Annotated in this window: 22 protein-coding genes; 12 read left to right on the top strand and 10 right to left on the bottom strand. The window is 34.3% G+C overall.

Annotation, left to right across the window (positions count from 1 at the left end; translation table 11 throughout):
• Positions 1-57: 57 nt before the first annotated feature.
• Together tgt and IAI56_RS05195 are read right to left on the bottom strand one after the other, a co-directional pair.
• Complete coding sequence (gene tgt, locus IAI56_RS05200) at positions 58-1,188, bottom strand: tRNA guanosine(34) transglycosylase Tgt (RefSeq protein ID WP_187656863.1); 1,131 nt, start codon at positions 1,186-1,188, stop codon at positions 58-60.
• A gap of 222 nt (positions 1,189-1,410) precedes the next feature.
• On the bottom strand, positions 1,411-1,557 hold the full coding sequence (locus IAI56_RS05195) for a hypothetical protein (protein ID WP_187656862.1): 147 nt from the start codon (positions 1,555-1,557) through the stop codon (positions 1,411-1,413).
• A 113-nt stretch (positions 1,558-1,670) separates the two neighbouring features.
• On the opposite strand from IAI56_RS05195, the gene IAI56_RS05190 reads away from it, so the two are divergent.
• From IAI56_RS05190 to IAI56_RS05175, 4 genes are all read left to right on the top strand, one after another.
• Positions 1,671-2,516: a transketolase gene (locus IAI56_RS05190; protein ID WP_187656861.1), complete on the top strand. Its 846-nt coding sequence runs from the start codon at positions 1,671-1,673 to the stop codon at positions 2,514-2,516.
• Between the two features lie 79 nt (positions 2,517-2,595).
• Complete coding sequence (locus IAI56_RS05185; RefSeq protein WP_187656860.1) at positions 2,596-3,549, top strand: transketolase family protein; 954 nt, start codon at positions 2,596-2,598, stop codon at positions 3,547-3,549.
• Positions 3,550-3,698: 149 nt separating this feature from the next.
• Complete coding sequence (locus IAI56_RS05180; RefSeq protein WP_187656859.1) at positions 3,699-4,190, top strand: hypothetical protein; 492 nt, start codon at positions 3,699-3,701, stop codon at positions 4,188-4,190.
• Between the two features lie 2 nt (positions 4,191-4,192).
• Positions 4,193-4,918 (top strand): LVIVD repeat-containing protein, encoded by a 726-nt coding sequence (locus IAI56_RS05175; protein ID WP_187656858.1) that lies wholly within the window; start codon positions 4,193-4,195, stop codon positions 4,916-4,918.
• A gap of 63 nt (positions 4,919-4,981) precedes the next feature.
• On the opposite strand, the gene IAI56_RS05170 is transcribed toward IAI56_RS05175, so the two are convergent.
• From IAI56_RS05170 to IAI56_RS05155, 4 genes are all read right to left on the bottom strand, one after another.
• Complete coding sequence (locus IAI56_RS05170; protein WP_187656857.1) at positions 4,982-6,304, bottom strand: dihydrolipoamide acetyltransferase family protein; 1,323 nt, start codon at positions 6,302-6,304, stop codon at positions 4,982-4,984.
• Positions 6,305-6,376: 72 nt separating this feature from the next.
• Positions 6,377-7,546, bottom strand: coding sequence for a glycosyltransferase family 2 protein (locus tag IAI56_RS05165; protein WP_187656856.1), 1,170 nt, complete (start codon positions 7,544-7,546; stop codon positions 6,377-6,379).
• 9 nt (positions 7,547-7,555) lie between these two features.
• Positions 7,556-7,861 (bottom strand): hypothetical protein, encoded by a 306-nt coding sequence (locus tag IAI56_RS05160; protein WP_187656855.1) that lies wholly within the window; start codon positions 7,859-7,861, stop codon positions 7,556-7,558.
• Positions 7,858-8,061 (bottom strand): hypothetical protein, encoded by a 204-nt coding sequence (locus IAI56_RS05155; RefSeq protein WP_187656854.1) that lies wholly within the window; start codon positions 8,059-8,061, stop codon positions 7,858-7,860. Before IAI56_RS05155 ends, IAI56_RS05160 begins: the two co-directional genes overlap by 4 nt.
• 322 nt (positions 8,062-8,383) lie before the next feature.
• Here IAI56_RS05155 and IAI56_RS05150 point away from each other — a divergent pair, with 322 nt between their 5' ends.
• Both IAI56_RS05150 and IAI56_RS05145 read left to right on the top strand, forming a co-directional pair.
• Entirely contained in the window at positions 8,384-10,252 is a 1,869-nt protein-coding gene (locus IAI56_RS05150; protein WP_187656853.1) for an ABC-F family ATP-binding cassette domain-containing protein, read from the top strand.
• Positions 10,253-10,322: 70 nt separating this feature from the next.
• Positions 10,323-11,102: an O-methyltransferase gene (locus tag IAI56_RS05145; protein WP_187656852.1), complete on the top strand. Its 780-nt coding sequence runs from the start codon at positions 10,323-10,325 to the stop codon at positions 11,100-11,102.
• 58 nt (positions 11,103-11,160) lie between these two features.
• Here IAI56_RS05145 and IAI56_RS05140 read toward each other — a convergent pair whose 3' ends face one another.
• A complete protein-coding gene (locus IAI56_RS05140; RefSeq protein ID WP_187656851.1) occupies positions 11,161-11,832 on the bottom strand; it encodes a hypothetical protein in 672 nt (223 codons plus the stop codon).
• A gap of 162 nt (positions 11,833-11,994) precedes the next feature.
• On the opposite strand from IAI56_RS05140, the gene IAI56_RS05135 reads away from it, so the two are divergent.
• The 5 genes from IAI56_RS05135 to secA all read left to right on the top strand — a co-directional run bounded on the left by IAI56_RS05135 (position 11,995) and on the right by secA (position 17,729).
• The gene (locus IAI56_RS05135) at positions 11,995-12,693 is read left to right on the top strand and encodes an ABC transporter ATP-binding protein (protein WP_187656850.1); all 699 of its coding nucleotides are present in this window, start codon (positions 11,995-11,997) and stop codon (positions 12,691-12,693) included.
• Positions 12,694-12,719: 26 nt separating this feature from the next.
• A complete protein-coding gene (locus tag IAI56_RS05130; protein ID WP_187656849.1) occupies positions 12,720-13,103 on the top strand; it encodes a DUF3887 domain-containing protein in 384 nt (127 codons plus the stop codon).
• A gap of 213 nt (positions 13,104-13,316) precedes the next feature.
• A complete protein-coding gene (locus IAI56_RS05125) occupies positions 13,317-13,886 on the top strand; it encodes a cob(I)yrinic acid a,c-diamide adenosyltransferase (protein WP_187656848.1) in 570 nt (189 codons plus the stop codon).
• 196 nt (positions 13,887-14,082) lie between these two features.
• Entirely contained in the window at positions 14,083-14,304 is a 222-nt protein-coding gene (locus tag IAI56_RS05120; RefSeq protein WP_022828503.1) for a DUF2795 domain-containing protein, read from the top strand.
• A gap of 80 nt (positions 14,305-14,384) precedes the next feature.
• A complete protein-coding gene (gene secA / locus IAI56_RS05115; RefSeq protein WP_187656847.1) occupies positions 14,385-17,729 on the top strand; it encodes a preprotein translocase subunit SecA in 3,345 nt (1,114 codons plus the stop codon).
• A 164-nt stretch (positions 17,730-17,893) separates the two neighbouring features.
• On the opposite strand, the gene IAI56_RS05110 is transcribed toward secA, so the two are convergent.
• The 3 genes from IAI56_RS05110 to IAI56_RS05100 all read right to left on the bottom strand — a co-directional run bounded on the left by IAI56_RS05110 (position 17,894) and on the right by IAI56_RS05100 (position 21,264).
• The gene (locus tag IAI56_RS05110) at positions 17,894-18,376 is read right to left on the bottom strand and encodes an outer membrane beta-barrel protein (protein ID WP_187656846.1); all 483 of its coding nucleotides are present in this window, start codon (positions 18,374-18,376) and stop codon (positions 17,894-17,896) included.
• 83 nt (positions 18,377-18,459) lie between these two features.
• The gene (locus tag IAI56_RS05105; protein ID WP_187656845.1) at positions 18,460-19,866 is read right to left on the bottom strand and encodes an FAD-binding oxidoreductase; all 1,407 of its coding nucleotides are present in this window, start codon (positions 19,864-19,866) and stop codon (positions 18,460-18,462) included.
• A gap of 180 nt (positions 19,867-20,046) precedes the next feature.
• Entirely contained in the window at positions 20,047-21,264 is a 1,218-nt protein-coding gene (locus IAI56_RS05100; protein WP_187656844.1) for an MFS transporter, read from the bottom strand.
• Positions 21,265-21,371: 107 nt separating this feature from the next.
• Here IAI56_RS05100 and meaB point away from each other — a divergent pair, with 107 nt between their 5' ends.
• Positions 21,372-22,463, top strand: a complete 1,092-nt coding sequence (meaB, locus tag IAI56_RS05095; protein WP_187656843.1) for a methylmalonyl Co-A mutase-associated GTPase MeaB — start codon at positions 21,372-21,374, stop codon at positions 22,461-22,463.
• Positions 22,464-22,956: the final 493 nt, after the last annotated feature.

The raw sequence follows: 22,956 nt of genomic DNA, 5'->3' as shown, positions 1-22,956 counted from the left end.
TAGAAAGTTATCGATTATAAAAATCTATTTCTAATTTCTAACTTCTGATTTCTGACTTTATAATCGTTGGCTCATATTTTTCACCATCATGTCTTTCCAAGTTCTAAAATCTCCTGCTAATATATGTTTTCTGGCTTCGCGAACCAACCACATGTAGAAACCTAGATTATGAATGGTTGCGATTTGCTTTCCTAATAATTCATTTACAGTAAACAAATGGCGAAGATAGGCTTTGGTATATTGTGTATCAACAAATGTGATTCCCATTTCGTCTATTGGTGAAAAATCGGCTTCCCATTTTTTGTTTTTCATGTTGATTGTTCCGTTGGCTGTGAAAAGCATTCCGTTTCTTGCGTTACGCGTTGGCATAACACAATCAAACATGTCAATTCCTAAAGCTATATTTTCTAGAATGTTGATTGGTGTTCCAACTCCCATTAAATAACGTGGTTTATCTTCTGGAAGGATTTCACAAACCACTTCGGTCATGGCATACATTTCTTCGGCTGGTTCACCAACAGATAAACCACCGATGGCATTTCCTTGTTGACCTGCATTAGCAATATATTCAGCAGATTGTTGACGTAAGTCTTTGTATGTACTTCCTTGAACTATTGGGAAAAATGTTTGCTCATAACCATATTTGAATGGTAATTTATCTAAATGAGTGATACATCTGTCCAACCAACGATGTGTCATGTGCATTGAACGTTTTGCATAACGATAATCACATGGATATGGTGTACATTCGTCAAATGCCATGATAATATCGGCACCAATAGAACGCTGAATTTCCATTACATTTTCGGGAGTAAAAAAGTGATACGAACCATCGATATGACTTTTGAACTTTACTCCTTCTTCTTTAATTTTTCTATTGGCAGAAAGCGAATAGACTTGATAACCACCAGAATCGGTTAAAATATTTCTATCCCAATTCATGAATTTATGCAAACCTCCAGCTTTTTCGAGAATTTCGGTTTGTGGACGAAGGTATAAATGATAAGTATTTCCAAGAATAATATCGGGATTGATATCGTCTTTTAATTCGCGCTGATGAACACCTTTTACGGTTCCAACGGTTCCAACAGGCATGAATATTGGAGTTTCTATTACGCCATGATCAGTAGTTATTGTTCCTGCTCTGGCTTTTGACTGTGTATCTTTTTGTAGTAAATCGAATTTCATTTGTACAATTATAGTCGGCAAAGATAAATTAATTCGGATTTATCAATTAGTAATTATGAAATTATTTAACATAATCGAATTGAGTTCTGCTAAAGGTTATAAATGAGTTACTAAAAGTACAAAATGTTCTGCTAAAGGTTATGAATGAGTTGCTAAAAGCACAAAATGTTTTGCTAAAGGTTATAAATGAGTTGCTAAAAGCACAAAATGTTTTGCTAAAGGTTATAAATAAGTTGCTAAAAGCACAAAATGTTCTGCTAAAGACATAAAATGAATTACTAAAGGCATAAAATGTTCTGCTAAAGACATGAAATGAATTGCTAAAGGGTAAAAATGAGTTGCTAAAGGTTGAAAATGAATTTCTAACACATTTTATAAAGTGAAATTTCTTATTAACAAACGTTTGATAAGTAATGTACAAAACTTTTGTCTTTCGAAAAAATAGAATTACTTTTGCGACATTAAATTTTTAACTACATAAAATGTCTAACACGCAACATTTACAAGATTTTACAACACAAGTTAGAAGAGACATTCTTCGTATGGTTCATGCCGTAAATTCTGGTCATCCTGGTGGTTCGCTTGGCTGTGCTGAATTTTTTACTGTGCTTTATCAACATCAAATGAAACGCAATTCAGGATTTGATATGAACGGTATTGGAGAAGATTTATTTTTCTTATCAAATGGTCACATTTCGCCTGTTTTTTACAGCGTTTTAGCAAGAAGTGGTTATTTCCAAGTATCGGAATTGGCAACTTTTAGAAAGTTAAATTCGAGATTGCAAGGACATCCAACTACGCATGAAGGTTTGCCAGGAATTAGAATGGCTTCGGGTTCATTAGGACAAGGATTATCAGTAGCAATTGGTGCGGCGCAAGCTAAAAAACTAAACAAAGACAACCATTTAGTTTATGCTTTGCTAGGTGATGGCGAATTGCAAGAAGGTCAAAACTGGGAAGCGATTATGTATGCTTCGGCAAAAAAAGTAGATAATTTAATCGCAACTGTTGACTTCAACGGTCAGCAAATTGATGGTTCAACGGATGATGTATTATCTTTAGGAAATTTGAAAGCTAAGTTTGAGGCTTTCGACTGGGATGTTTTAGAAATCAAAGAAGGAAATAATATTGACGCCATCATTGCTGGATTGGAAGATGCTAAAAGTAGAACAGGTAAAGGAAAACCGGTTTGTATTTTGTTGCACACGGTTATGGGTAATGGCGTTGATTTTATGATGCATACGCATGCTTGGCATGGAAAAGCGCCAAATGATGATCAGTTAGCTATTGGTTTGGCTCAAAATGCTGAGACTTTGGGAGATTATTAATTGTATTAAGACTTAAGTATTAAGAATCAAGACTATTAATAAGAAAGTATTACTACAATTTAAAACACAACACAAACAAATGAAAAAATACGAAAATACAGGAAGTAAAGATACACGTTCAGGATTTGGTGAAGGAATGACCGAATTGGGACAAAAAAATGAAAATGTCGTAGCACTTTGTGCCGACTTAATTGGTTCATTGAAGTTTGACGATTTCAAGAAAAATCATCCAGAGCGTTTTTTCCAAATTGGAATTGCAGAAGCTAATATGATTGGAATTGCTGCCGGATTAACCATTGGAGGAAAAATTCCTTTTACAGGAACGTTTGCTAACTTTTCTACGGGAAGAGTTTATGATCAAATCCGTCAATCGGTGGCTTATTCGGATAAAAACGTGAAGATTTGTGCTTCGCATGCTGGTTTGACACTTGGAGAAGATGGTGCAACACACCAAATTTTGGAAGACATCGGTTTGATGAAAATGTTGCCAGGAATGACAGTAATCAACACTTGTGATTATAACCAAACTAAAGCAGCAACGATTGCATTGGCAGAACATCATGGTCCAGCATATTTACGTTTTGGTCGTCCAGTTGTGCCAAACTTCACTCCTGCTGACGAACCGTTTGTGATTGGAAAAGCAATTATGCTCAACGAAGGAACCGATGTAACGATTATTGCTACTGGACATTTGGTTTGGGAAGCGTTGATTGCTGCTGAAGCTTTGGAAGCCAGAGGTATTTCTGCTGAAGTAATTAATATTCACACGATTAAACCACTTGACGAAGAAGCTATTTTAAAATCGGTTAAGAAAACTGGTTGTGTAGTTACTGCCGAAGAACACAATATCATTGGTGGTTTAGGCGAAAGCGTTTCGAGAACTTTGGTTCAAAATCATTTAGTTCCACAAGAATTCGTTGCTGTAAACGATAGTTTTGGCGAAAGTGGAACACCTGACCAATTAATGGAAAAATACAAGCTGAACAATCAAGCGATTGTGGAAGCCGTTGAAAAAGTATTGAAAAGAAAATAATTTTTTAAATAAATAACTCTTAAAAAACACCTTTGGAAATTAATTTCTCTAAAGGTGTTTTTTATTTAAACAAATTATTAAATCTCTTTAACTAGCAATTATTGAACGCAACCTTTTTTACATTGCTACGTCTTAAAAATAAAATTAATATGACAATAAAGAATTACTCGACATTACTACTTGTTTACTATCTTTTCTCGAGCTGTTTTGGATTTGGAGAAGTTGATTCCAGAAGTAGTTTTAAACCTGTTTATATGAAACGTTCTGATTTTGAAAATTCTATAAAATTTGAAGCACCTAAATCAATTTTAAAATCAGGAAAAATATACATTAAAGATGAAATAATGTACTTAAATGATGTAAACAAAGGATTTCAAATTTATAATTATTCCAATCCAAATAATCCAGTAAAAATTGGGTATATAAACATTCCTGGTGCTACAGATGTTGCTATTCGAAATAATATTTTATATGTCAATCAAGCAACCGATTTAGTTACAATTAACTATAATACTTCTGCTAACTCTGTCACAGTTACTAATCGAATAAAAAATGCTTTTCCACCCAAAGTTTCTCCCGACGGATTTATGGCAAAAGAAAAACAAAATCAAGTTGTTATTGACTGGACCAATTCAAATTAATTATGAAAAAAAATATTATTCTTTTACTTTCAGTATTATTCTTTGGTTGTTCAACAGATCAAAATAACAACGAAACAAGTGATGGACAAGGTGGTTCTTTGGCTATTTTTGCATTGAAAGGCAACTATCTATATGGAGTAGATAATTCAAAATTGAATGTGTTTTCTCTTTTAAATCCGTCAGCTCCTGTAAGTGTAAATGAAGTTGAAGTTGGTTTTAATATTGAAACATTGTTTTCTTTTGAAAATTATTTATTTATTGGATCTAGAAATGGAATGTTTATTTATTCTATAGAAAATCCAGAGAATCCTATTCTTTTATCACAAGCTCAACATTTTACAGCTTGTGATCCAGTTGTTGCTAATGCTACGCATGCATTTGTAACTTTACATTCGGGTACTTTTTGTGGAAATAATTTAAATGTTTTACAAGTGTATAATACAACAGATGTTAATAATCCAATATTAATTCACTCAAGAAATCTTACTTATCCAAAAGGATTAAGTCTTTACAACAACTACCTTTTAGTTTGTGACGATGTAATAAAAATATTTGATATTCAAAATCCAGCTGAACCAGTATTAGTAAATACAATTAATAAAGAATGTTTTGATATTATTATAAATAACAATACGCTTTATGCAATAGGTGATTTTGGTTTATACAGGTATGAATTAAATCCTAATAATATCAATGATATTCAGTATAAAAGTGAAGTAGCTTTTTAACTTAGAAATACCCAAAAATTAAAAAAACCGTATCAATTTTAAACTGATACGGTTTTTATTTTTTTAATATTCTCTATTCACATCAAAAGCTTCCAAATAATCGGCTACTCGTTTTACAAAGCTTCCGCCAAGCGCACCGTCAACAACTCTGTGGTCATAACTGTGAGATAAAAACATTTTTTGACGAATTCCGATGAAATCACCTTCTGGAGTTTCTATAACCGCAGGAACTTTTCTAATCGCTCCAAGAGCTAAAATTCCCACTTGAGGTTGATTGATAATTGGGGTTCCAAATACAGAACCAAAAGTTCCAACATTCGTTACAGTATATGTTCCGCCTTGTGTATCGTCTGGTTTTAATTTTCCAGCTTTCGCACGATTTCCTAAATCGTTTACCGCTTTTGCCATTCCAACTAAATTCAACTGATCCGCATTTTTAATTACTGGAACAATTAAATTTCCATTTGGTAAAGCCGCAGCCATTCCAAGGTTGATATTTTTCTTTTTAATAATGTAATCGCCATCTACAGAAATATTCATTCCAGGGAAATCTTTCAATGCTTTGGCAACCGCTTCCATGAAAATTGGTGTAAACGTCAATTTTTCACCTTCGCGTTTTTCAAAAGCGCCTTTCACTTTATCTCTCCATTTCACGATATTCGTAACATCAACTTCAATAAACGATTGTACGTGAGCCGAAGTTTGAACCGAAGCAACCATATAGCCAGAAATTAACTTACGCATTCTGTCCATTTCAATGATTTCGTCGCCACCATTTACTGAAACTGGCACTGCAGAAGTTGCTGTTGGTTGAACATTTTGAACAACAGGTTTTACTACTGGAGTTACCGTTTGTGCTACAACTGGCTGATTAGTTCTATTTTTTACAAAATTCAAAATATCGTCTTTCGTAACGCGACCATCTTTTCCTGAACCCGAAATACTTTCCAATTCAGCAACAGAAACACCTTCTTGATTAGCAATATTTTTTACTAATGGCGAAAAGAATTTATCTGAACCTGAAAAATCAACTGGAGCGACAGTTTCTTTGGCTACTTCAATAGTTTTGGTAACTTCTGCAACAGCAATTGGCATCTCGACTGCGCTCGATGTGACAGAACTATTTTCAGCAGATGAACTTCCACCTTCAGTTTCGATAATTGCAATGGTTTGACCTACTTTTACAACATCGTCTTTACCAAAAAGTTGTTCTACCAAAACTCCCGAAACTTCACTTGGAACTTCGCTATCTACTTTATCAGTAGCGATTTCAAGTACTGCTTCATCCATTTCGATTTTATCGCCAACATTTTTTAGCCAATTCGTAATTGTTGCCTCAGCAACGCTTTCACCCATTTTAGGTAATTTCAATTCAAACTTTGCCATATCTATAAACTAAAGTTGTGTGTTTTAAATTTCGATGCAAAAATACTAATTGTTTTGAGCAAACACTACGAATTATGCAATTTTTGATAAATTTATAATTTCTCCTATATCGTTTGCGTGATTACTGCCAATAATTACTTTTGACTGTGGTAAATACATTTTATAAGTGATAGTAGCAGCTTTATGTTTTTGCATAAAATCAATGATTTCTTTGAACGAAAACGACTGAAAATCAAAGATAATTTCGGTATGTTTATTTTTATTTAAGGAAAATTCAAGAAGATTAGATTGAAAACTAATTGGTTTTTCTAATGCTAATTGTACTTCGTTTTTGGAGAATAAAATATAATTGTCAACTGCTATACTTCTATTTTTTTGTTGTGATTTTTTGATTTTGGAAAAAACAAAAGCACCAATTTTCATAAATCCACTAAAAAACAATGACTTTTTAAAATGTTTGTTATAGAAAAAATTCATCGCTTCTTGAAAACGCTTCATGTATTTTTCATCACGAACGGTGCTTTCACCTTTATAATGTATTACCGAAGTTTCTGCAAAATAGTAGTTTTCTCTACCCGATTTTTTGACCATATAACTCAAATCGATATCATCCGAATACATAAAACAATTTTCATCAAATCCACCAACTTCAAGATATAATCTTCGTTTCATTACCATAAAAGCACCAACGAGAATATCCGCTTTTCCCGATTGATTTTCCGATAAATGTTGTGCATAATATTTACCAAAAACATTTGAAATTTTATACAATCCGAAGATTTTGGTAAAAGCAACCCAAGGTGTTGGAACGCCACGCTTGCTTTCGGGCAAAAAGTTTCCTGTTCCGTCGATGAGTTTGCAACCTATTATTCCGAGTTGCGTGTTGCGTGTTGCGTGTTGCAAGTTTGGCATCTCGACTGCGCTCGATGTGACAGCATTCAGTATTTTTTCAAATGTATCTTCGGCGACAACCGTATCAGGATTTAGAATGCAAATGTATTCGCCTTTGGCTTGGTCAACGCCAATGTTATTTCCTTTTGGGAAACCAAAATTGGCTTTATTTTCGATGAGTTTAACGTTAGGAAAGTATTCTTTCATCATTGCACAACTATCGTCTGATGAATTGTTGTCAACCACAATTATCTCGGCATCAATATTCTGAATGGCTTTTTGCACACTCAAAACACAGAGTTCGAGAAAATAACGGACGTTATAATTGAGGATAATTACGGATAGTTGCATTGGACAAATTTAAAGCAACTTTTCTAAATCTTCAGGATTTTTTAGATTGTTCCAAAAAACATGTAGTTCAATTACTTTTTTTTCAGTGTTGAAACTATAATATAGTGTTGTTTGTTTTGAAATAACTAGACAATACAATTTGTATTTTTTATTAAAAATTCCAATTTCAGGATTTATTGAAAGACGATTTAAATTTATATCAACTAAATCTTCAAATTTTTGAACTTCTTTTTCATTCCACTTCAACAAAATAAATCCTAATTCTTCTGTATAGGAATTTATAGCTGTTAAATTCCATTTAAAAGAGAAACTCATTTCAAAAAAGGAAACTTTGATTTAATTATTTGTCTTGCTTCTTCATGAGAAAAAACCTTTCCATCTTGATGTTCTTTAATTGATTTTTCCAAGAGTTTTACCAAAACTGGATGCAATTCCTCGGAAGTTGCTTCAACTTTTGGAGTTGTTTCATACACTTCTGATGGTTCGTTTATTGTATTTTTCTTTTTGGAAGTCATTTTGAAAAAAATTTGAATTGTAAATATACGAAAAGTTTGAATTAGTTAATATACCAGTCAGGTTTTTGAAACCTGACTGGTGTAAAATTGTAGATAAACACAAAAGACGATTGTTTTTTAACCCCGATTATCTCACTGATGAAATGATTTTTATCTGTGTTCGATGAATTTCATTTGAAATGGAAATCCTTTTTTGAAAAAAAAGATTGTAATGTAAAGCGGGAAAATGGAATACCGATAAATCCCGAACGATTCGTTCCAAAAGAAAAGATTGCTTCTTGCTTTGTAATGAACTACTTTTGCAATCGTAAAAAATAATATTGTGAATTACCTTTCTGTAGAAAATATATCGAAATCGTTTGGCGAACGAACATTGTTTAAGGACATTTCGTTTGGAATTAATAAAGACCAAAAAATTGCTTTTATTGCCAAAAATGGTTCGGGAAAAACCCAAATTATGCGCATGATTAATGGTGATGATGAACCTGATACTGGGCAAATTATCATTAGAAAAGGCATTAAAATGGCGTTTTTGTCGCAGAATAATTTACTGCAAGATGAACTGACGATTGAGGAAAGTATTTTTGCTAGTGATAACGATGTTTTAAAGGTGATTGAACGCTATGAAAAAGCGTTGGAAAACCCTGAGGATGAGGAAAAATACCAATTGGCTTTTGATGAAATGGATCGTCATAATGCTTGGGATTTTGAAACGCAGTTCAAGCAAATTTTGTCCAAACTGAAATTGGACGATTTGAAACTGAAAGTGAAATCGCTTTCGGGTGGACAAAAAAAGCGTTTGTCTTTAGCAATTATTTTGATTAATCGTCCGGATTTGTTGATTTTGGATGAACCAACTAACCATTTGGATTTGGAAATGATTGAATGGTTGGAAAGTTATTTTGCAAAGGAAAACATAACTTTATTTATGGTAACGCACGATCGATTTTTCTTAGAACGTGTTTGTAATGAAATTATCGAACTTGACAACGGAAAATTATATTCGTACAAAGGCAATTACTCTTACTATTTGCAGAAAAAAGAAGAACGAATTGCGATGGAAAATTCATCGATAGACAAAGCGCAAAACTTGTTTGTAAAAGAATTGGCTTGGATGCGAAGACAACCTAAGGCTAGAACAACCAAATCGAAATCCCGTCAGGATGATTTTTATAAAATTAAGGAAGTTGCTGAAAGCCGCAGAAAAGAAAATGTAGTTGAGCTGGAAATCAACATGGAACGCATGGGAAGCAAAATTATTGAGCTTCACAAATTGTTTAAAAAATTCAAAGACAAAGTTATTCTCGACAATTTTACGTATGATTTTCAACGTGGTGAACGCATAGGAATTATTGGTAAAAACGGAACAGGAAAATCAACATTTCTTAATATTTTAACCAAGACAATGGTTCCAGATAGTGGAAAAGTTGTCATTGGCGATACGATTAAAGTGGGTTATTATACGCAAAGCGGCATTAATCCAAAACCGGGACAAAAAGTTATTGATATCATTAAAGAATATGGCGAATACATTCCGCTGACGAAAGGGAAAATCATTTCGGCTTCGCAGTTGTTAGAACGTTTTCTTTTTGATGCCAAAAAGCAATATGATTTTGTAGAAAAACTTAGCGGTGGCGAATTGAAACGATTGTATTTGTGTACGGTTTTAATTCAAAATCCCAACTTTCTTATTTTGGATGAACCAACGAATGATTTGGATATCGTTACGCTAAATGTTTTGGAAAGTTTCCTTTTGGATTATCCAGGATGTCTGCTTGTAGTGTCGCACGACCGCTATTTTATGGATAAAATTGTGGATCATTTATTTATTTTCCGTGGCGAAGGACAAATTGAAGATTTCCCAGGAAATTATTCCGATTTTAGAGCGTATGAAGATAGTTCGGAACCAACCAAAAAAGAATTAAATTCGGTTAATACGGAGAAAAATAGTTGGAAGCAAAACAACTCGACTGCTGCTGGTTTAAATTTCAACGAGCAAAAAGAATTCAACAAATTGGAACGTGAAATCAAAGATTTGGAATATGAAAAGAAACAAATCGAAAATCTTTTTGCCGAAGGAAAAGTATCCGATGCTGAAATTACGAATAAAGCCAACGAATTGGAAAAAATCATAAAAAAACTAGAAGAAAAAGAAGAACGTTGGTTTGAGCTTTCTTCAAAAATGGAATAATAAAAAAGTTTGCAGTCTCAGTCTCAGTTGACAGACTGAAAACTGTGACTGAAAACTGTGACTGAAAACTGTGCTACAAATCATTAAATCATATCTGAAATTCCTCTACAATTCCAAAAACCAACACGGAGTTCATTCGCCGTTTGTGTATGATTTAGTAACGAAATGCTTTTATGATAAAATAAAACATCCCGAATATTCCATTCTAAAAAACTATCGGAAATCATTACTTGAAAACAAAAACTTCATCGACGTAACTGATTTTGGTGTAGGTTCACGTGTTTTTAAATCCAACAAAAGACAAATCTCAAAAATTGCTAAAACTGCTGGAATTTCTCCAAAAAGAGCCGAGTTACTTTTCAGAATAACAAAATATTTTCAACCTGATACTATTCTGGAAATTGGAACTTCATTAGGATTAGCAACATCTGCTCTTTCTTTAGGTAACTCAAATGCAAAAATTACTTCACTTGAAGGTTGCCCAAAAACATCTGAAGTTGCTATAACCTTATTGCAAAAGTTTGGTTTCTTTAATGCAAGAGTGGAAACAACAGAATTTTCAAGCTATCTGAAAACCCAACAACTGACAACCGACAACCGACAACTGATTTACTTCGACGGAAACCATTCCAAACAAGCAACACTTGACTATTTTGAACTTTTACTTCCAACTATTGCTAACGAAACCGTTTGGATTTTTGACGACATTCACTGGAGCAAAGACATGGAAGAAGCATGGGAAACCATAAAAAATCATCCAAAAATTACTGTAACCATCGATACATTTCAATGGGGAATTGTGTTCTTTAGAGCCGAACAAGAAAAAGAACATTTTACAATTAGAGTGTAAAAAAAATAGCAACCATTACTGATTGCTATTTTCTGAATTGAATAAATAAACTTAAAAATTATTCTTTTGCCTCTTCATTTTCTCTTGCTTTAGCACCAATTCTGTTTACTTTAAACATTGGAGCAAATTTAAATTTTATTGATGCAATTTTAGTATTATCACTAGATGACAAACCTTCTTTTTCAACTGTGTTTTTTCTTGTATCTAATGCTTCATACATTAACTTAACTTCATCATAATCTTCTCTAGAAAAATCACTTTTATTTGCTTTGTAAGTATCAAAGAAACTTTGATATGTACTCAAAATATTATCTTTATTAACCCACGAAAAATTCATGTCTTCACCAATTTTTCCAGCACCAAAAAATCGATCTCTCAAAAGTTGATTTGGATTGATAACCTGTTTTTTTGCCGCTTTTGTTTCAATAGTTGTTTTAACAATAACATATCGTGCATTAATACTATCAATTTTTGCCTGACTAGTATACTTTACATCTTCAGTTAACTTTGATATCGCATCACTCGATTCTAAATTTTTTCTATCAAAATCACTAGAAATTCTGTCCCAATTGGTTTCCGTTTCTTCAATATTAATCGCTTCAATAGAATCTACATAACTTTCCAATGAAGCTATTTTTTTATCCGCAATTTCCAACTCCTTGTTTTTACAAGAAACTAAACTCACTGCTACGATAAAAAAAACTCCATATTTCAAAATACTTTTTTTCATTTTATAAGGTTTAAATGTTGATGTAAAACTAATCCAACATCAATTTTTAAGCATTACACAATTATTTATAAAAATTACATAATTCTTTCAATTAAAAGCAAAAAACAATTGTAACAATATCAGTATATTTACTACCAATAAAAAAACTCAATTCAATTAAAAATGGCAAATCCATTAATCAACATAACACAAATCAAAAGAGATTTCCAGCTTGGAAACGAAACCATAAATGTTTTAAAAGGCATTGATTTACAAATCAATAAAGGCGAATACGTTGCACTAATGGGACCAAGTGGTTCAGGGAAATCAACACTGATGAACCTTTTGGGATGTTTAGACACACCAACTTCTGGTAGTTATATTCTCAACGGAAAAGACGTTTCCCAAATGCACGATGACGATTTAGCCGAAATTAGAAACAAAGAAATTGGTTTCGTTTTTCAAACCTTCAACCTTTTACCAAGAACAACAGCGTTAGACAATGTAGCTTTGCCAATGATTTATGCCGGTTATTCAAAATCCGACAGAAATTCTCGCGCTTCCGAAGTACTAACCCAAGTTGGACTTGCCGATAGAATGGATCATCAACCCAACCAACTTTCGGGTGGACAACGCCAGCGTGTTGCCGTTGCTCGTGCTTTGGTCAACAAACCTTCCATCATTCTTGCTGACGAACCAACAGGAAACCTTGACAGTAAAACCTCGGTCGAGATCATGAAACTTTTTGGCGACATTCACGCCGCTGGAAACACTGTCATTTTAGTAACGCACGAAGAAGACATTGCAGCTTATGCTCACAGAATTATTCGCCTTCGAGATGGATTAATCGAAAGTGATAATATTAATAAAGATCATTTATAATTTAAACAACTCAAAATAGTTTAGTTATGAAAAAAGTTTTCTTTTTGATTATTATATTGCTCAATTTTTCTACTTCTTTTGCGCAAAATGAGACACATAAAAAAGTAACAAATTCATTTATTCTAAACTTTAACAACAGTAATTTTGAAATGATATTCAATTCATTTTCAACAAAAATGAAAAATTCACGTCCCAAAAATTACTTCCTTAATTTGTTTAAAAAGGTTAAAAAAGATTACGGAAATTTGTTGTTTATAGAGCTAACAGATTACCAAGAAAACAGTCAAAAGAAATCCAGAGGAATATATAATGGCCATTTTGAATCTGGAAATCTACAAATCAAGATAACAGTTGACTCAAAAGAAGAAATTATAGGATTATATATTTTAAAAGATAAAATAGTTTTATGATGAGCGAATCGCATGGGCTTTATCAGTAATAGTAATTCCAGCTTTTCGTTTCTATCTTTCTTGAATTGCCACGGGTTTAAACCCGGCAATTCAAGAAAGGATTTCCACTACAATCTGGGCTAATTAGATAAACCTTTCTAATTTTTGCTACCTTTGAAAAAAGAAATTTAAGTTTAAAATAAACTCTCAAACTTTTAAACACATAAACCCAAAATGAAAGTATATACCAAAACCGGCGATACCGGAACCACAGCGCTTTTCGGCGGAACACGTGTGCCAAAGCATCATATTCGCATCGAAAGTTATGGAACGGTAGATGAATTAAATTCGCATATAGGTTTAATTCGAGACCAAGAAATTAATGTTTTATATAAAAACATATTAATTGAAGTTCAAGATCGACTTTTTACTGTTGGCGCAATTCTTGCCACACCACCAGAAAAAGAAGTTTTAAAAAACGGTCAAAAACGCCTTCAAAATCTTGGCATTCTTGAAACCGATATCGAATTTCTCGAAACCGAAATCGACACTATGGAAAATAGTTTGCCACCAATGACACATTTTGTACTTCCTGGCGGACATACAACCGTGTCATATTGTCATATTGCAAGATGCGTTTGCCGTCGTGCCGAGCGTTTAGCTGTCCATTTGAATGACATAGAACCAACTGACGAACTCGTAATTAAGTACCTAAACCGACTTTCTGACTACCTTTTTGTCTTGGCACGAAAGTTGTCCTTTGACCTAAAAGCCGACGAAGTTCAGTGGATACCAAGAAAATAGAAATTTTAGATTGTTGATTAACGATTCTCGATTTAAGAATAAAAAATCAACATTTAAAGTTTAAAATGTTTTATAAAAATCACTGTTCTTAAATCAAAAATCAGCACGTTCTTACCTAATATTGAAAATAAATCAAAAAAAACTTGACTTTTTCAGTTAAAAATTTATTTTTGCATAAATTAAAAACCGATAGAAGATGTATTGGACATTAGAATTAGCATCCTATTTAAGTGATGCGCCGTGGCCTGCAACCAAAGATGAGCTTATTGACTACGCTATTAGAGCTGGTGCTCCGCTAGAAGTAGTTGAAAACCTTCAGTCTATTGAAGACGAAGGCGAAATATACGAATCAATGGAAGAAATTTGGCCAGATTATCCAACCGACGAAGACTATCTTTGGAACGAGGATGAATATTAAAAAATAACAACCAACAATTGAAAAGTCCGAATTAGGGCTTTTTTTTTGTTAAAATTTGCACTTTATAAAATAAAACAATTATGAGTTTCATAAATAGTATTCTCAAAGCTTTTGTTGGAGATAAATCTCAAAAAGACGTAAAAGCGATACAACCTTTAATTACTAAAATTAAATCTTTTGAAAGCACTTTAATGGCTTTGTCTCATGATGATTTGAGAAAAAAAACCGTTCAATTCCAAGAGAAAATCAAAGCCGCACGAGCTGAAAAAGACAACAAAATCCAATCGCTTAGACAAGAAGCAGAAAACACTACCGATGTAGATAAAAAAGAAGATTTCTACAACGCTATCGATGTTTTAGAAAAAGAAGCTTATGAAATTTCAGAAAAAGTTTTAAAAGAAATTCTTCCAGAAGCCTTTGCTGTGGTTAAAGAAACTGCACGTCGTTTCAAAGAAAACACATCAATTACCGTTACAGCAACACCAAAAGACAGAGAATTTTCGGCAACGAAAGCTTACATCACTTTGGATGGAGACAACGCCATTTGGGCAAATTCTTGGAATGCTGCCGGAAAAGAAATCACTTGGGATATGATTCACTACGACGTTCAGTTGATTGGTGGAATCGTATTGCACGATGGTAAAATTGCCGAAATGCAAACCGGTGAAGGAAAAACATTGGTAGCAACGCTTCCACTCTATTTGAATGCGTTAACTGGAAACGGAGTTCACTTGGTAACCGTGAATGACTATTTAGCAAAACGTGATAGCACTTGGAAAGCACCTTTATTCGAATTCCACGGATTGACTGTTGATTGTATCGATAATCATTCGCCAAACTCGGCTGCAAGACGCAAAGCATACGAAGCTGATATTACGTATGGAACAAACAACGAATTTGGTTTCGATTATCTTCGTGATAATATGGCACATTCGCCAGAAGATTTAGTTCAAAGAAAACACAATTATGCTATTGTCGATGAGGTCGATTCTGTTTTAATTGATGATGCTAGAACACCATTAATTATTTCAGGTCCAGTTCCTGATGGTGATCGTCATGAGTTCATGGAATTAAAACCAAAAATCGAAAACCTTTACAATTTGCAACGTCAATTATCAAATGGATTTTTAACCGAAGCTAAAAAATTAATCAAAGAAGGAAATACTAAAGATGGTGGTTTCCAACTGTTAAGAGCTTATCGTTCGTTACCAAAAAATAAAGCTTTGATCAAATTCCTAAGTGAAGAAGGAATTAAAGCGCTTTTACAAAAAACAGAAAACGAATACATGCAAGACAATAACCGCAAAATGCCGGAAGTAGACAAAGCAATGTATTTTGTAATCGAAGAAAAAAATAATCAAGTGGAATTGACCGATAACGGTATAAAATTCCTTTCTCAAGATACCGATGAAAACTTCTTCGTTCTTCCTGATATTGGAACCGAAATTGCTATTATCGAAAAACAAAATCTTGACAAAGATGCTGAAGCCGAAGCTAAAGAACGATTATTTCAAGACTTCGGAGTAAAATCGGAACGAATTCATACGCTTACGCAATTATTAAAAGCATATACACTTTTTGAAAAAGATGTAGAATATGTTATCATGGACAACAAAATTATGATTGTCGATGAACAAACTGGTCGTATTATGGATGGTCGTCGTTATTCTGACGGTTTACATCAAGCCATTGAAGCCAAAGAAAATGTAACCATTGAAGCGGCAACTCAAACCTTTGCAACGATTACATTACAGAATTATTTCCGTATGTATAGCAAATTGGCTGGTATGACTGGAACTGCCGTTACTGAAGCTGGCGAATTATGGCAAATTTATAAATTGGACGTAGTTGAAATTCCAACCAACAGAGGAATTTCAAGAAAAGATAAAGAAGATTTAATCTACCGTTCGGTTAGAGAAAAATTCAATGCGGTTATCGAAGATGTAACGCAGTTATCACAATCTGGAAGACCAGTTTTAATTGGAACAACATCGGTTGAAATTTCAGAATTATTGAGTAGAATGTTGAAAATGCGCGGTGTAGGTCACAACGTATTAAATGCAAAAATGCACAAAAGCGAAGCTGAAATCGTTGCCGAAGCTGGAAAACCAGGCGTTGTAACCATTGCAACAAATATGGCTGGACGTGGAACCGATATTAAACTAACTCCAGAAGTAAAAGCGGCTGGTGGTTTAGCAATTATTGGTACAGAACGCCACGACTCACGTCGTGTTGACCGTCAGTTGCGTGGTCGTGCTGGTCGTCAAGGTGATCCTGGAAGTTCGCAGTTTTATGTATCGTTAGAAGATAACTTAATGCGTCTTTTTGGTTCGGATAGAGTTGCCAAAATCATGGACAGAATGGGATTGAAAGAAGGTGAAGTTATCCAACATTCGATGATGACAAAATCTATCGAACGTGCGCAGAAAAAAGTAGAAGAAAACAACTTTGGAACTCGTAAACGTCTATTGGAATATGATGACGTAATGAATGCACAACGAGAGGTAGTGTACAAACGTCGTCGTCATGCTTTGCACGGAGAACGATTGAAACTAGATATTGCCAACATGATGTATGACACATGCGAAGTAATTGTTGGCGATAACAAAGCACAAAATGATTTCAAAAACTTTGAATTTGAATTAATCCGATATTTTTCAATTACTTCACCAGTAACAAAGGCTGAATTTGATAAAATGTCTGAAACCGAAATTACAGGCAAAGTATATAAAGCAGCAATGGCTTATTATACTGAAAAAACAGCTCGTAGCGCAAGAGAAGCTTTCCCTATTATTGCAAATGTTTATCAAAACGAAGGAAATCAATTTGAACGTATTGTAGTTCCTTTTTCGGATGGAATTAAAACGTTGAATGTGGTAACCGATTTGAAAAAAGCATTTGAAAGCGAAGGCGCACAACTAGTTGCTGATTTTGAAAAAAATATCACGTTGGCGATTGTGGATGAAGCTTGGAAAAAACATTTACGCAAAATGGACGAATTAAAACAATCGGTTCAGTTAGCTGTTCACGAACAAAAAGATCCGTTACTGATTTATAAATTGGAAGCGTTCAAATTGTTTAGTAAAATGATTGATAGCGTAAACAAAGAAGTGATTTCGTTCTTGTTTAAAGGCGATTTACCACAACAAAATCAAAACATTCAAGAAGCACGAGAAGTAAAACGTAATGACAATTACACCGAAACTCGTGACGAAATTGAAAGCAGCGAACAAGCAAACCGAGAAGCAAGTCAAACGCAACAACGTCCGCAAGTAACAGAAACCATCGTTCGAGATCAACCAAAGATTAACAGAAATGACAACGTTACTATAAAACACGTAATGAGTGGCAAAACCGAAACCATGAAATACAAAAAAGCCGAAAGTTTATTAGCTGGTGGCGAATGGGTTTTGGTTAACGAATAAATAATATAATTTTTAAGAATATAATCCTCAATAGATAAAAATGTTGGGGATTTTTTTATAAGATTAATGTACAGACTATTTGTTAATATTAATTAAAAATAATTTAGTGCATAAAAAACTCCAACATTTGAAGTTGGAGTTTAATAAAACTAACGTGAAATAAATTAAAATCTATAACCAACACCTATTAAAAAGTGACTTACTTTAGTGTCACCTGTTAAACCCAATGAATATCTTGGATCAACAAAAAGATTTTCTGTAATGTCGTAAGAAGCTCCAATATCAAAATTAAATCTAGTTTTGTCATCATCGTTAGATTCTAAACTATAGAACATCGATGGTCCAGCCAATAAATTAAATTTTTCTGCAATAGTATATTTCACTAAAACAGGAATACTGATGTAATTAAAATCAACTCCATCTTTGGCAGCTGCATGATAATTCAATCCTGGTTGTAAAGAAAATTTGTCTGCAATACCAAATTCAGCAAAACCTCCAACATAGAAACCAGTAGCCGAAACACTTCCAGCTCCATCTGCTTTTGCTGATAACATGTCTAATCCTGCTTTAGCACCAAATTTTGTTTCCTGAGCATTTGTAAATCCAAACGCGAATACTGCAACAGCAGCAAAAAGTAATTTTTTCATCATAAATTGTTTTTAAAGTTATAAGACAAAACTACCTAAGCTAAAAATATTTAACAATACGACAAATGCCGTATTTTACAATTCTAAGTTAAATGGTCAGGAAAAATCTTTCCAGGATTTAGAATGTTATTTGGGTCAAAAACACGCTTGATACTTTCCATCAATTCCAAATGAGAACGTGAAAAAGCAATATCCATGAAGTTTTTTTGTACATAACCAATACCGTGTTCGCCCGACAACGTTCCTTTGAGTGAAACGGTTAATTCAAATATTTCACGAATACCAATTGGAACTTGTGTTTGCCAATTGTCATCCGTCATATCGCCTTTGATGATGTTTACGTGTAGATTTCCATCGCCAGCATGACCATAACAAACGGATTTAAAACCATGCTTCGCTCCTATTCGTTTAATTCCTGTCAATAGTTCAGGCAACATATAGCGTGGCACAACCGTATCTTCTTCTTTATAAATCGAATTGGCTTTCACGGCTTCGGCAACCGAACGACGCATTTTCCACAAGGCCTTTTTTGTATCTTCTGTATCAGCAAAAAGCACCTCATCAATTTCAAATTGTTCAACAACTGACATTATTTTTTCGGCTTCAAGCATCAAGATTTCTGGATAATTTCCATCTACTTCAATTAATAAATGCGCTTGAACTTTGTCATCAACATTGATACTTATATCGTCGTGGTATTTCAATGTCCAATCGATAGCATCGCGTTCCATAAACTCCAAAGCACTTGGAATAATTCCAGCACGGAAAATAGCCGAAACGGCTTCGCAAGCTTCTTGTGCTTTGTAAAACGGCACTAACATTAAAACATTATGCGAATTTTTAGGAAGCAATTTCAAAACCGCTTTCGTGATTACGCCAAGCGTTCCTTCGCTGCCAATCATCAATTGGGTTAAGTTGTAACCTGTAGAGTTTTTTAACGTATTGGCTCCAGTCCAAATGATGTCGCCATTTGGCAAAACAACTTCTAAATTCAAGACATAATCTTTGGTTACACCATATTTCACCGCTCGTGCACCACCTGAATTTTCGGCAATGTTTCCTCCAATCCAACAACTTCCCATACTGCTTGGATCGACTGGATAGAACAATCCTTTTTCGGCAACGGTTTCACGTAAAACTTGGGTTATTACAGCTGGTTCAACAGTAACTTGAAGGTTTTGTTCGTCTATTTCGAGGATTTTATTTAATCGTTCCAATGACAATCCGATGCCTTCATAAATGGATAATGAGCCACCACTTAAACCCGTTCGCGCACCGATTGGTGTAGTTGGGATTTTATATTCGTTGGCTACTTTTATGATTTGTGAAACTTCGTTAGAATTGGCTGGTTTAACGACAACATTAGGCGGAAAAACATAGTCTTCGGTTTCGTCGTGACCGTAGTGATTTCTAGTTTCGATGTCGGTAAAAATATAATTTTCACCAACTATTTGAGTGAGTTTATTCAGTATTTCTGGATTAAGTGACATGGTTTTTTATTTAAAAAAGTAAATGTAATGATAACAAAAACAAAAGACAAATCCTGATTAGCCCTGATTGAAGTGGAAATCCTTTTTTGAATTGCCACGGGTTTAAACCCGTGGCAATTCAAAAAAGATTGAAACGAAAAGCAGGAATAGGGAAAACAAGAATGCACTACCGATTCGCTCCTACTCTTTTTTCTTTAAATTGGGAAGGAAATAACAAATTGCACCAATCAACGGAAGATAGGAACAAACGTGATAGACGTATTGAATTGAGGTTTCGTCTGCCAATTTGCCGAGTAAAGCCGAACCCAAAGCACCCATTCCGAAGGCAAAACCGTAGAAAAGTCCGGAAACCATGCCGAGTTTTTTAGGTAATAGTTCTTGTGCGTAAACCAAAATGGCTGGAAATGCTGAGGAAATGATTATTCCAATGACAACCATTAATACATCAGTCCAAAAAAGGTTCACATAAGGCAACAGCAAAGCAAAAGGAAACGCTCCGAAAACGGATAACCAAATAACATATTTTCTACCGATTTTGTCGCCTAATGGTCCGCCGAGAATGGTTCCAACGGCATAGGCAATCAGGTAAATAAACATGTGAAATTGGGCTTGCTTAATGGTTAATCCAAATTTATCAATAATGTAAAATTGGTAATAACTCGATAGACTTGCTGAGTAGAAAAACTTAGAAAATATAACGATTAGAAGTATGGTAATAGCGATTTGTACTTTTCGTTTTGGAAGATTATGAAAATCGATAAAAGGTTGCACTTTGTTTTTTCGCAGTACTAAATGGTCGCGATACCAATAGGCAATTTTGCTTAGAATTGCCAATCCGATTGCGGCTACGATGATGAACCAAAGAATGTATTGTTGTGAATTTGGAATTACAATTAATGCTACTAAAAGTGGTCCGAGTGCTGTTCCGAAATTTCCGCCAACTTGGAAAATAGATTGTGCCAAACCACGTTTTCCGCCCGAAGCTAGATTGGAAATTCGTGCCGATTCGGGATGGAAAATGGATGAACCTGTTCCGATTAAAATTACCGAAGCGATTATCCAGTAGAAATTATCGGCAAAGGAAATGGAAACAATTCCTGCCATGGAGAACAGCATTCCGTAGATTTGGGAGAAAGGCTTTGGATTTTTATCGGTATAATAACCCACTAACGGTTGGAAAATGGATGCCGAAAACTGAAAAGCAAAAGTGATTAAACCAATTTGTGAAAAGGTCAAGTTATAACTTTCCTTCATCAAAGGATAAATAGACGGAATAATTGCTTGAATTAAATCGTTGAGCAAATGGGCAAAACTGATTGAAAATAGTATTGAGTAAACTGTTTTTTCTACTAAAGGGGTTGCCTTTTTTGTACCATGTAGCGTAGTTTCTACTTCCATTTTATTTTTTTAACGCCACAAAAGTACTATTAATATTAGTCATTAAAATAACATTTAGTAATTTTAGCAAATCATTAAGAGTAGTATTTTTTAAACGAACAGACACCTTGGAAGAAAACCAAAAGAAATCGGCACTAAAAGAGAAAGACGGTATTCCTCAACCAGAAACTTTGAACGCATCTTCTGTTCAAAACGTCTTGCTCAAGAGAAGAAATCAACCTTCGGCAAAGGAATTGATTGCTGGAATTTTGGCACAAGATAAAGTAGCACTCAGCCGCGCCATTACCTTGGTAGAAAGTACTAATCTTGACCATCTAGTCAAAGCAAACGAAATCATCAACGGCTGTTTGCCTCACGCCAATAAATCTATCCGCATAGGAATTACGGGTGTGCCAGGCGTTGGTAAAAGCACTTTTATTGAAGCTTTTGGAAAACACTTGACTTCTATGGGTAAAAAAGTTGCCGTCTTGGCGGTTGATCCAAGTTCATCGATAAGTCACGGAAGTATTCTTGGCGATAAAACCCGAATGGAAGAATTAGTAAAAGACGAAAACGCATTTATCCGTCCGAGTGCTTCGGGAGATACGCTTGGTGGTGTTGCTCGAAAAACCCGCGAGACTATTATTCTCTGCGAAGCGGCAGGATTTGACACGATTATTATTGAAACCGTTGGCGTTGGTCAAAGTGAAACTGCGGTTCACAGTATGGTGGATTTCTTTTTGCTATTAAAAATTTCGGGTGCTGGCGATGAACTCCAAGGGATAAAACGTGGCATCATGGAAATGGCTGATACCATTGTTATCAACAAAGCCGATGGCGATAATATTGCTAAAGCCAAATTAGCTAAAACAGAATTTAATAGATCGTTGCATCTATTTCCTGCCAAAAACAGTGGATGGATACCAAAAGTCACTACCTGTAGCGCCTTTGAAAAGACAGGAATTGACAACGTTTGGAAGATTATTTCAGAATATTTAGAACTGGTGAAGAGTAACAATTATTTTGACGAAAAACGTCAAAACCAAAACCAGTTTTGGATGATGGAAACCATTAATGAGCAGTTAAAAAACCATTTTCATCAATTTCCTTCGATGGAGGAATTATTAAAAAACAAAAGCTTGGCTGTGCAGCAAGGAAAAATTTCTCCTTTTAAAGCCGCCAACGATTTATTGGACTTCTATTTTAAATCCAAACCATAATCGTTTTGCTCCGCTAGGCTTATCGCATATAGTTTTGCACTCGGTTTAAAAACTCCACCGGTGCTACTCGCTGTTCCGAAGCACTAATACATTTATCCACCGCGTGAGCAATGCGCAACCTTGGTACATCAGGAAACTCGTCAGAGATTAAATTGATAATCATCCTGCGCTCTACAGCATCCGCAGCGTTTATAAACTGCGTATGGTAGACTTGTTTACATTTTTTTTCTAGATTTTTCCAACACATAACTTAATTAATAATGCATATAAATTTGATACATCTGATACAGCATAAACATTATGCTTGCTACAATTAATATTTTAATGACTAACTCTACGTTTTTTAACATCTTCATACTTTACATTTTAAACCTGCCTCTCTTTTTAATCCAATAAATGAAGTAACCCTCAAGGCAGGAAATTAAAACTACTCAACCAACTTTTAATTTATTTTTTAATTTATGGCATATATAACAACTCTTTTGGCTCTTTA

It is taken from the genome of Flavobacterium macrobrachii, from assembly GCF_014486675.1.
Taxonomy (GTDB): domain Bacteria; phylum Bacteroidota; class Bacteroidia; order Flavobacteriales; family Flavobacteriaceae; genus Flavobacterium; species Flavobacterium macrobrachii.
The sequence above is the reverse complement of the archived record's forward strand: the minus strand, read 5'-3'. Positions and strand labels throughout refer to the sequence as shown.

What these genes read in the sequence shown, in the direction of transcription:
- tgt (WP_187656863.1), bottom strand. Translation starts at nt 1,188, where the DNA reads ATGAAATTCGATTTACTACAAAAAGATACACAGTCAAAAGCCAGAGCA.
- IAI56_RS05190 (WP_187656861.1), top strand. Translation starts at nt 1,671, where the DNA reads ATGTCTAACACGCAACATTTACAAGATTTTACAACACAAGTTAGAAGA.
- IAI56_RS05185 (WP_187656860.1), top strand. Translation starts at nt 2,596, where the DNA reads ATGAAAAAATACGAAAATACAGGAAGTAAAGATACACGTTCAGGATTT.
- IAI56_RS05180 (WP_187656859.1), top strand. Translation starts at nt 3,699, where the DNA reads ATGACAATAAAGAATTACTCGACATTACTACTTGTTTACTATCTTTTC.
- IAI56_RS05175 (WP_187656858.1), top strand. Translation starts at nt 4,193, where the DNA reads ATGAAAAAAAATATTATTCTTTTACTTTCAGTATTATTCTTTGGTTGT.
- IAI56_RS05170 (WP_187656857.1), bottom strand. Translation starts at nt 6,304, where the DNA reads ATGGCAAAGTTTGAATTGAAATTACCTAAAATGGGTGAAAGCGTTGCT.
- IAI56_RS05165 (WP_187656856.1), bottom strand. Translation starts at nt 7,546, where the DNA reads ATGCAACTATCCGTAATTATCCTCAATTATAACGTCCGTTATTTTCTC.
- IAI56_RS05160 (WP_187656855.1), bottom strand. Translation starts at nt 7,861, where the DNA reads ATGAGTTTCTCTTTTAAATGGAATTTAACAGCTATAAATTCCTATACA.
- IAI56_RS05155 (WP_187656854.1), bottom strand. Translation starts at nt 8,061, where the DNA reads ATGACTTCCAAAAAGAAAAATACAATAAACGAACCATCAGAAGTGTAT.
- IAI56_RS05140 (WP_187656851.1), bottom strand. Translation starts at nt 11,832, where the DNA reads ATGAAAAAAAGTATTTTGAAATATGGAGTTTTTTTTATCGTAGCAGTG.
- IAI56_RS05135 (WP_187656850.1), top strand. Translation starts at nt 11,995, where the DNA reads ATGGCAAATCCATTAATCAACATAACACAAATCAAAAGAGATTTCCAG.
- IAI56_RS05130 (WP_187656849.1), top strand. Translation starts at nt 12,720, where the DNA reads ATGAAAAAAGTTTTCTTTTTGATTATTATATTGCTCAATTTTTCTACT.
- IAI56_RS05125 (WP_187656848.1), top strand. Translation starts at nt 13,317, where the DNA reads ATGAAAGTATATACCAAAACCGGCGATACCGGAACCACAGCGCTTTTC.
- IAI56_RS05120 (WP_022828503.1), top strand. Translation starts at nt 14,083, where the DNA reads ATGTATTGGACATTAGAATTAGCATCCTATTTAAGTGATGCGCCGTGG.
- secA (WP_187656847.1), top strand. Translation starts at nt 14,385, where the DNA reads ATGAGTTTCATAAATAGTATTCTCAAAGCTTTTGTTGGAGATAAATCT.
- IAI56_RS05110 (WP_187656846.1), bottom strand. Translation starts at nt 18,376, where the DNA reads ATGAAAAAATTACTTTTTGCTGCTGTTGCAGTATTCGCGTTTGGATTT.
- IAI56_RS05105 (WP_187656845.1), bottom strand. Translation starts at nt 19,866, where the DNA reads ATGTCACTTAATCCAGAAATACTGAATAAACTCACTCAAATAGTTGGT.
- IAI56_RS05100 (WP_187656844.1), bottom strand. Translation starts at nt 21,264, where the DNA reads ATGGAAGTAGAAACTACGCTACATGGTACAAAAAAGGCAACCCCTTTA.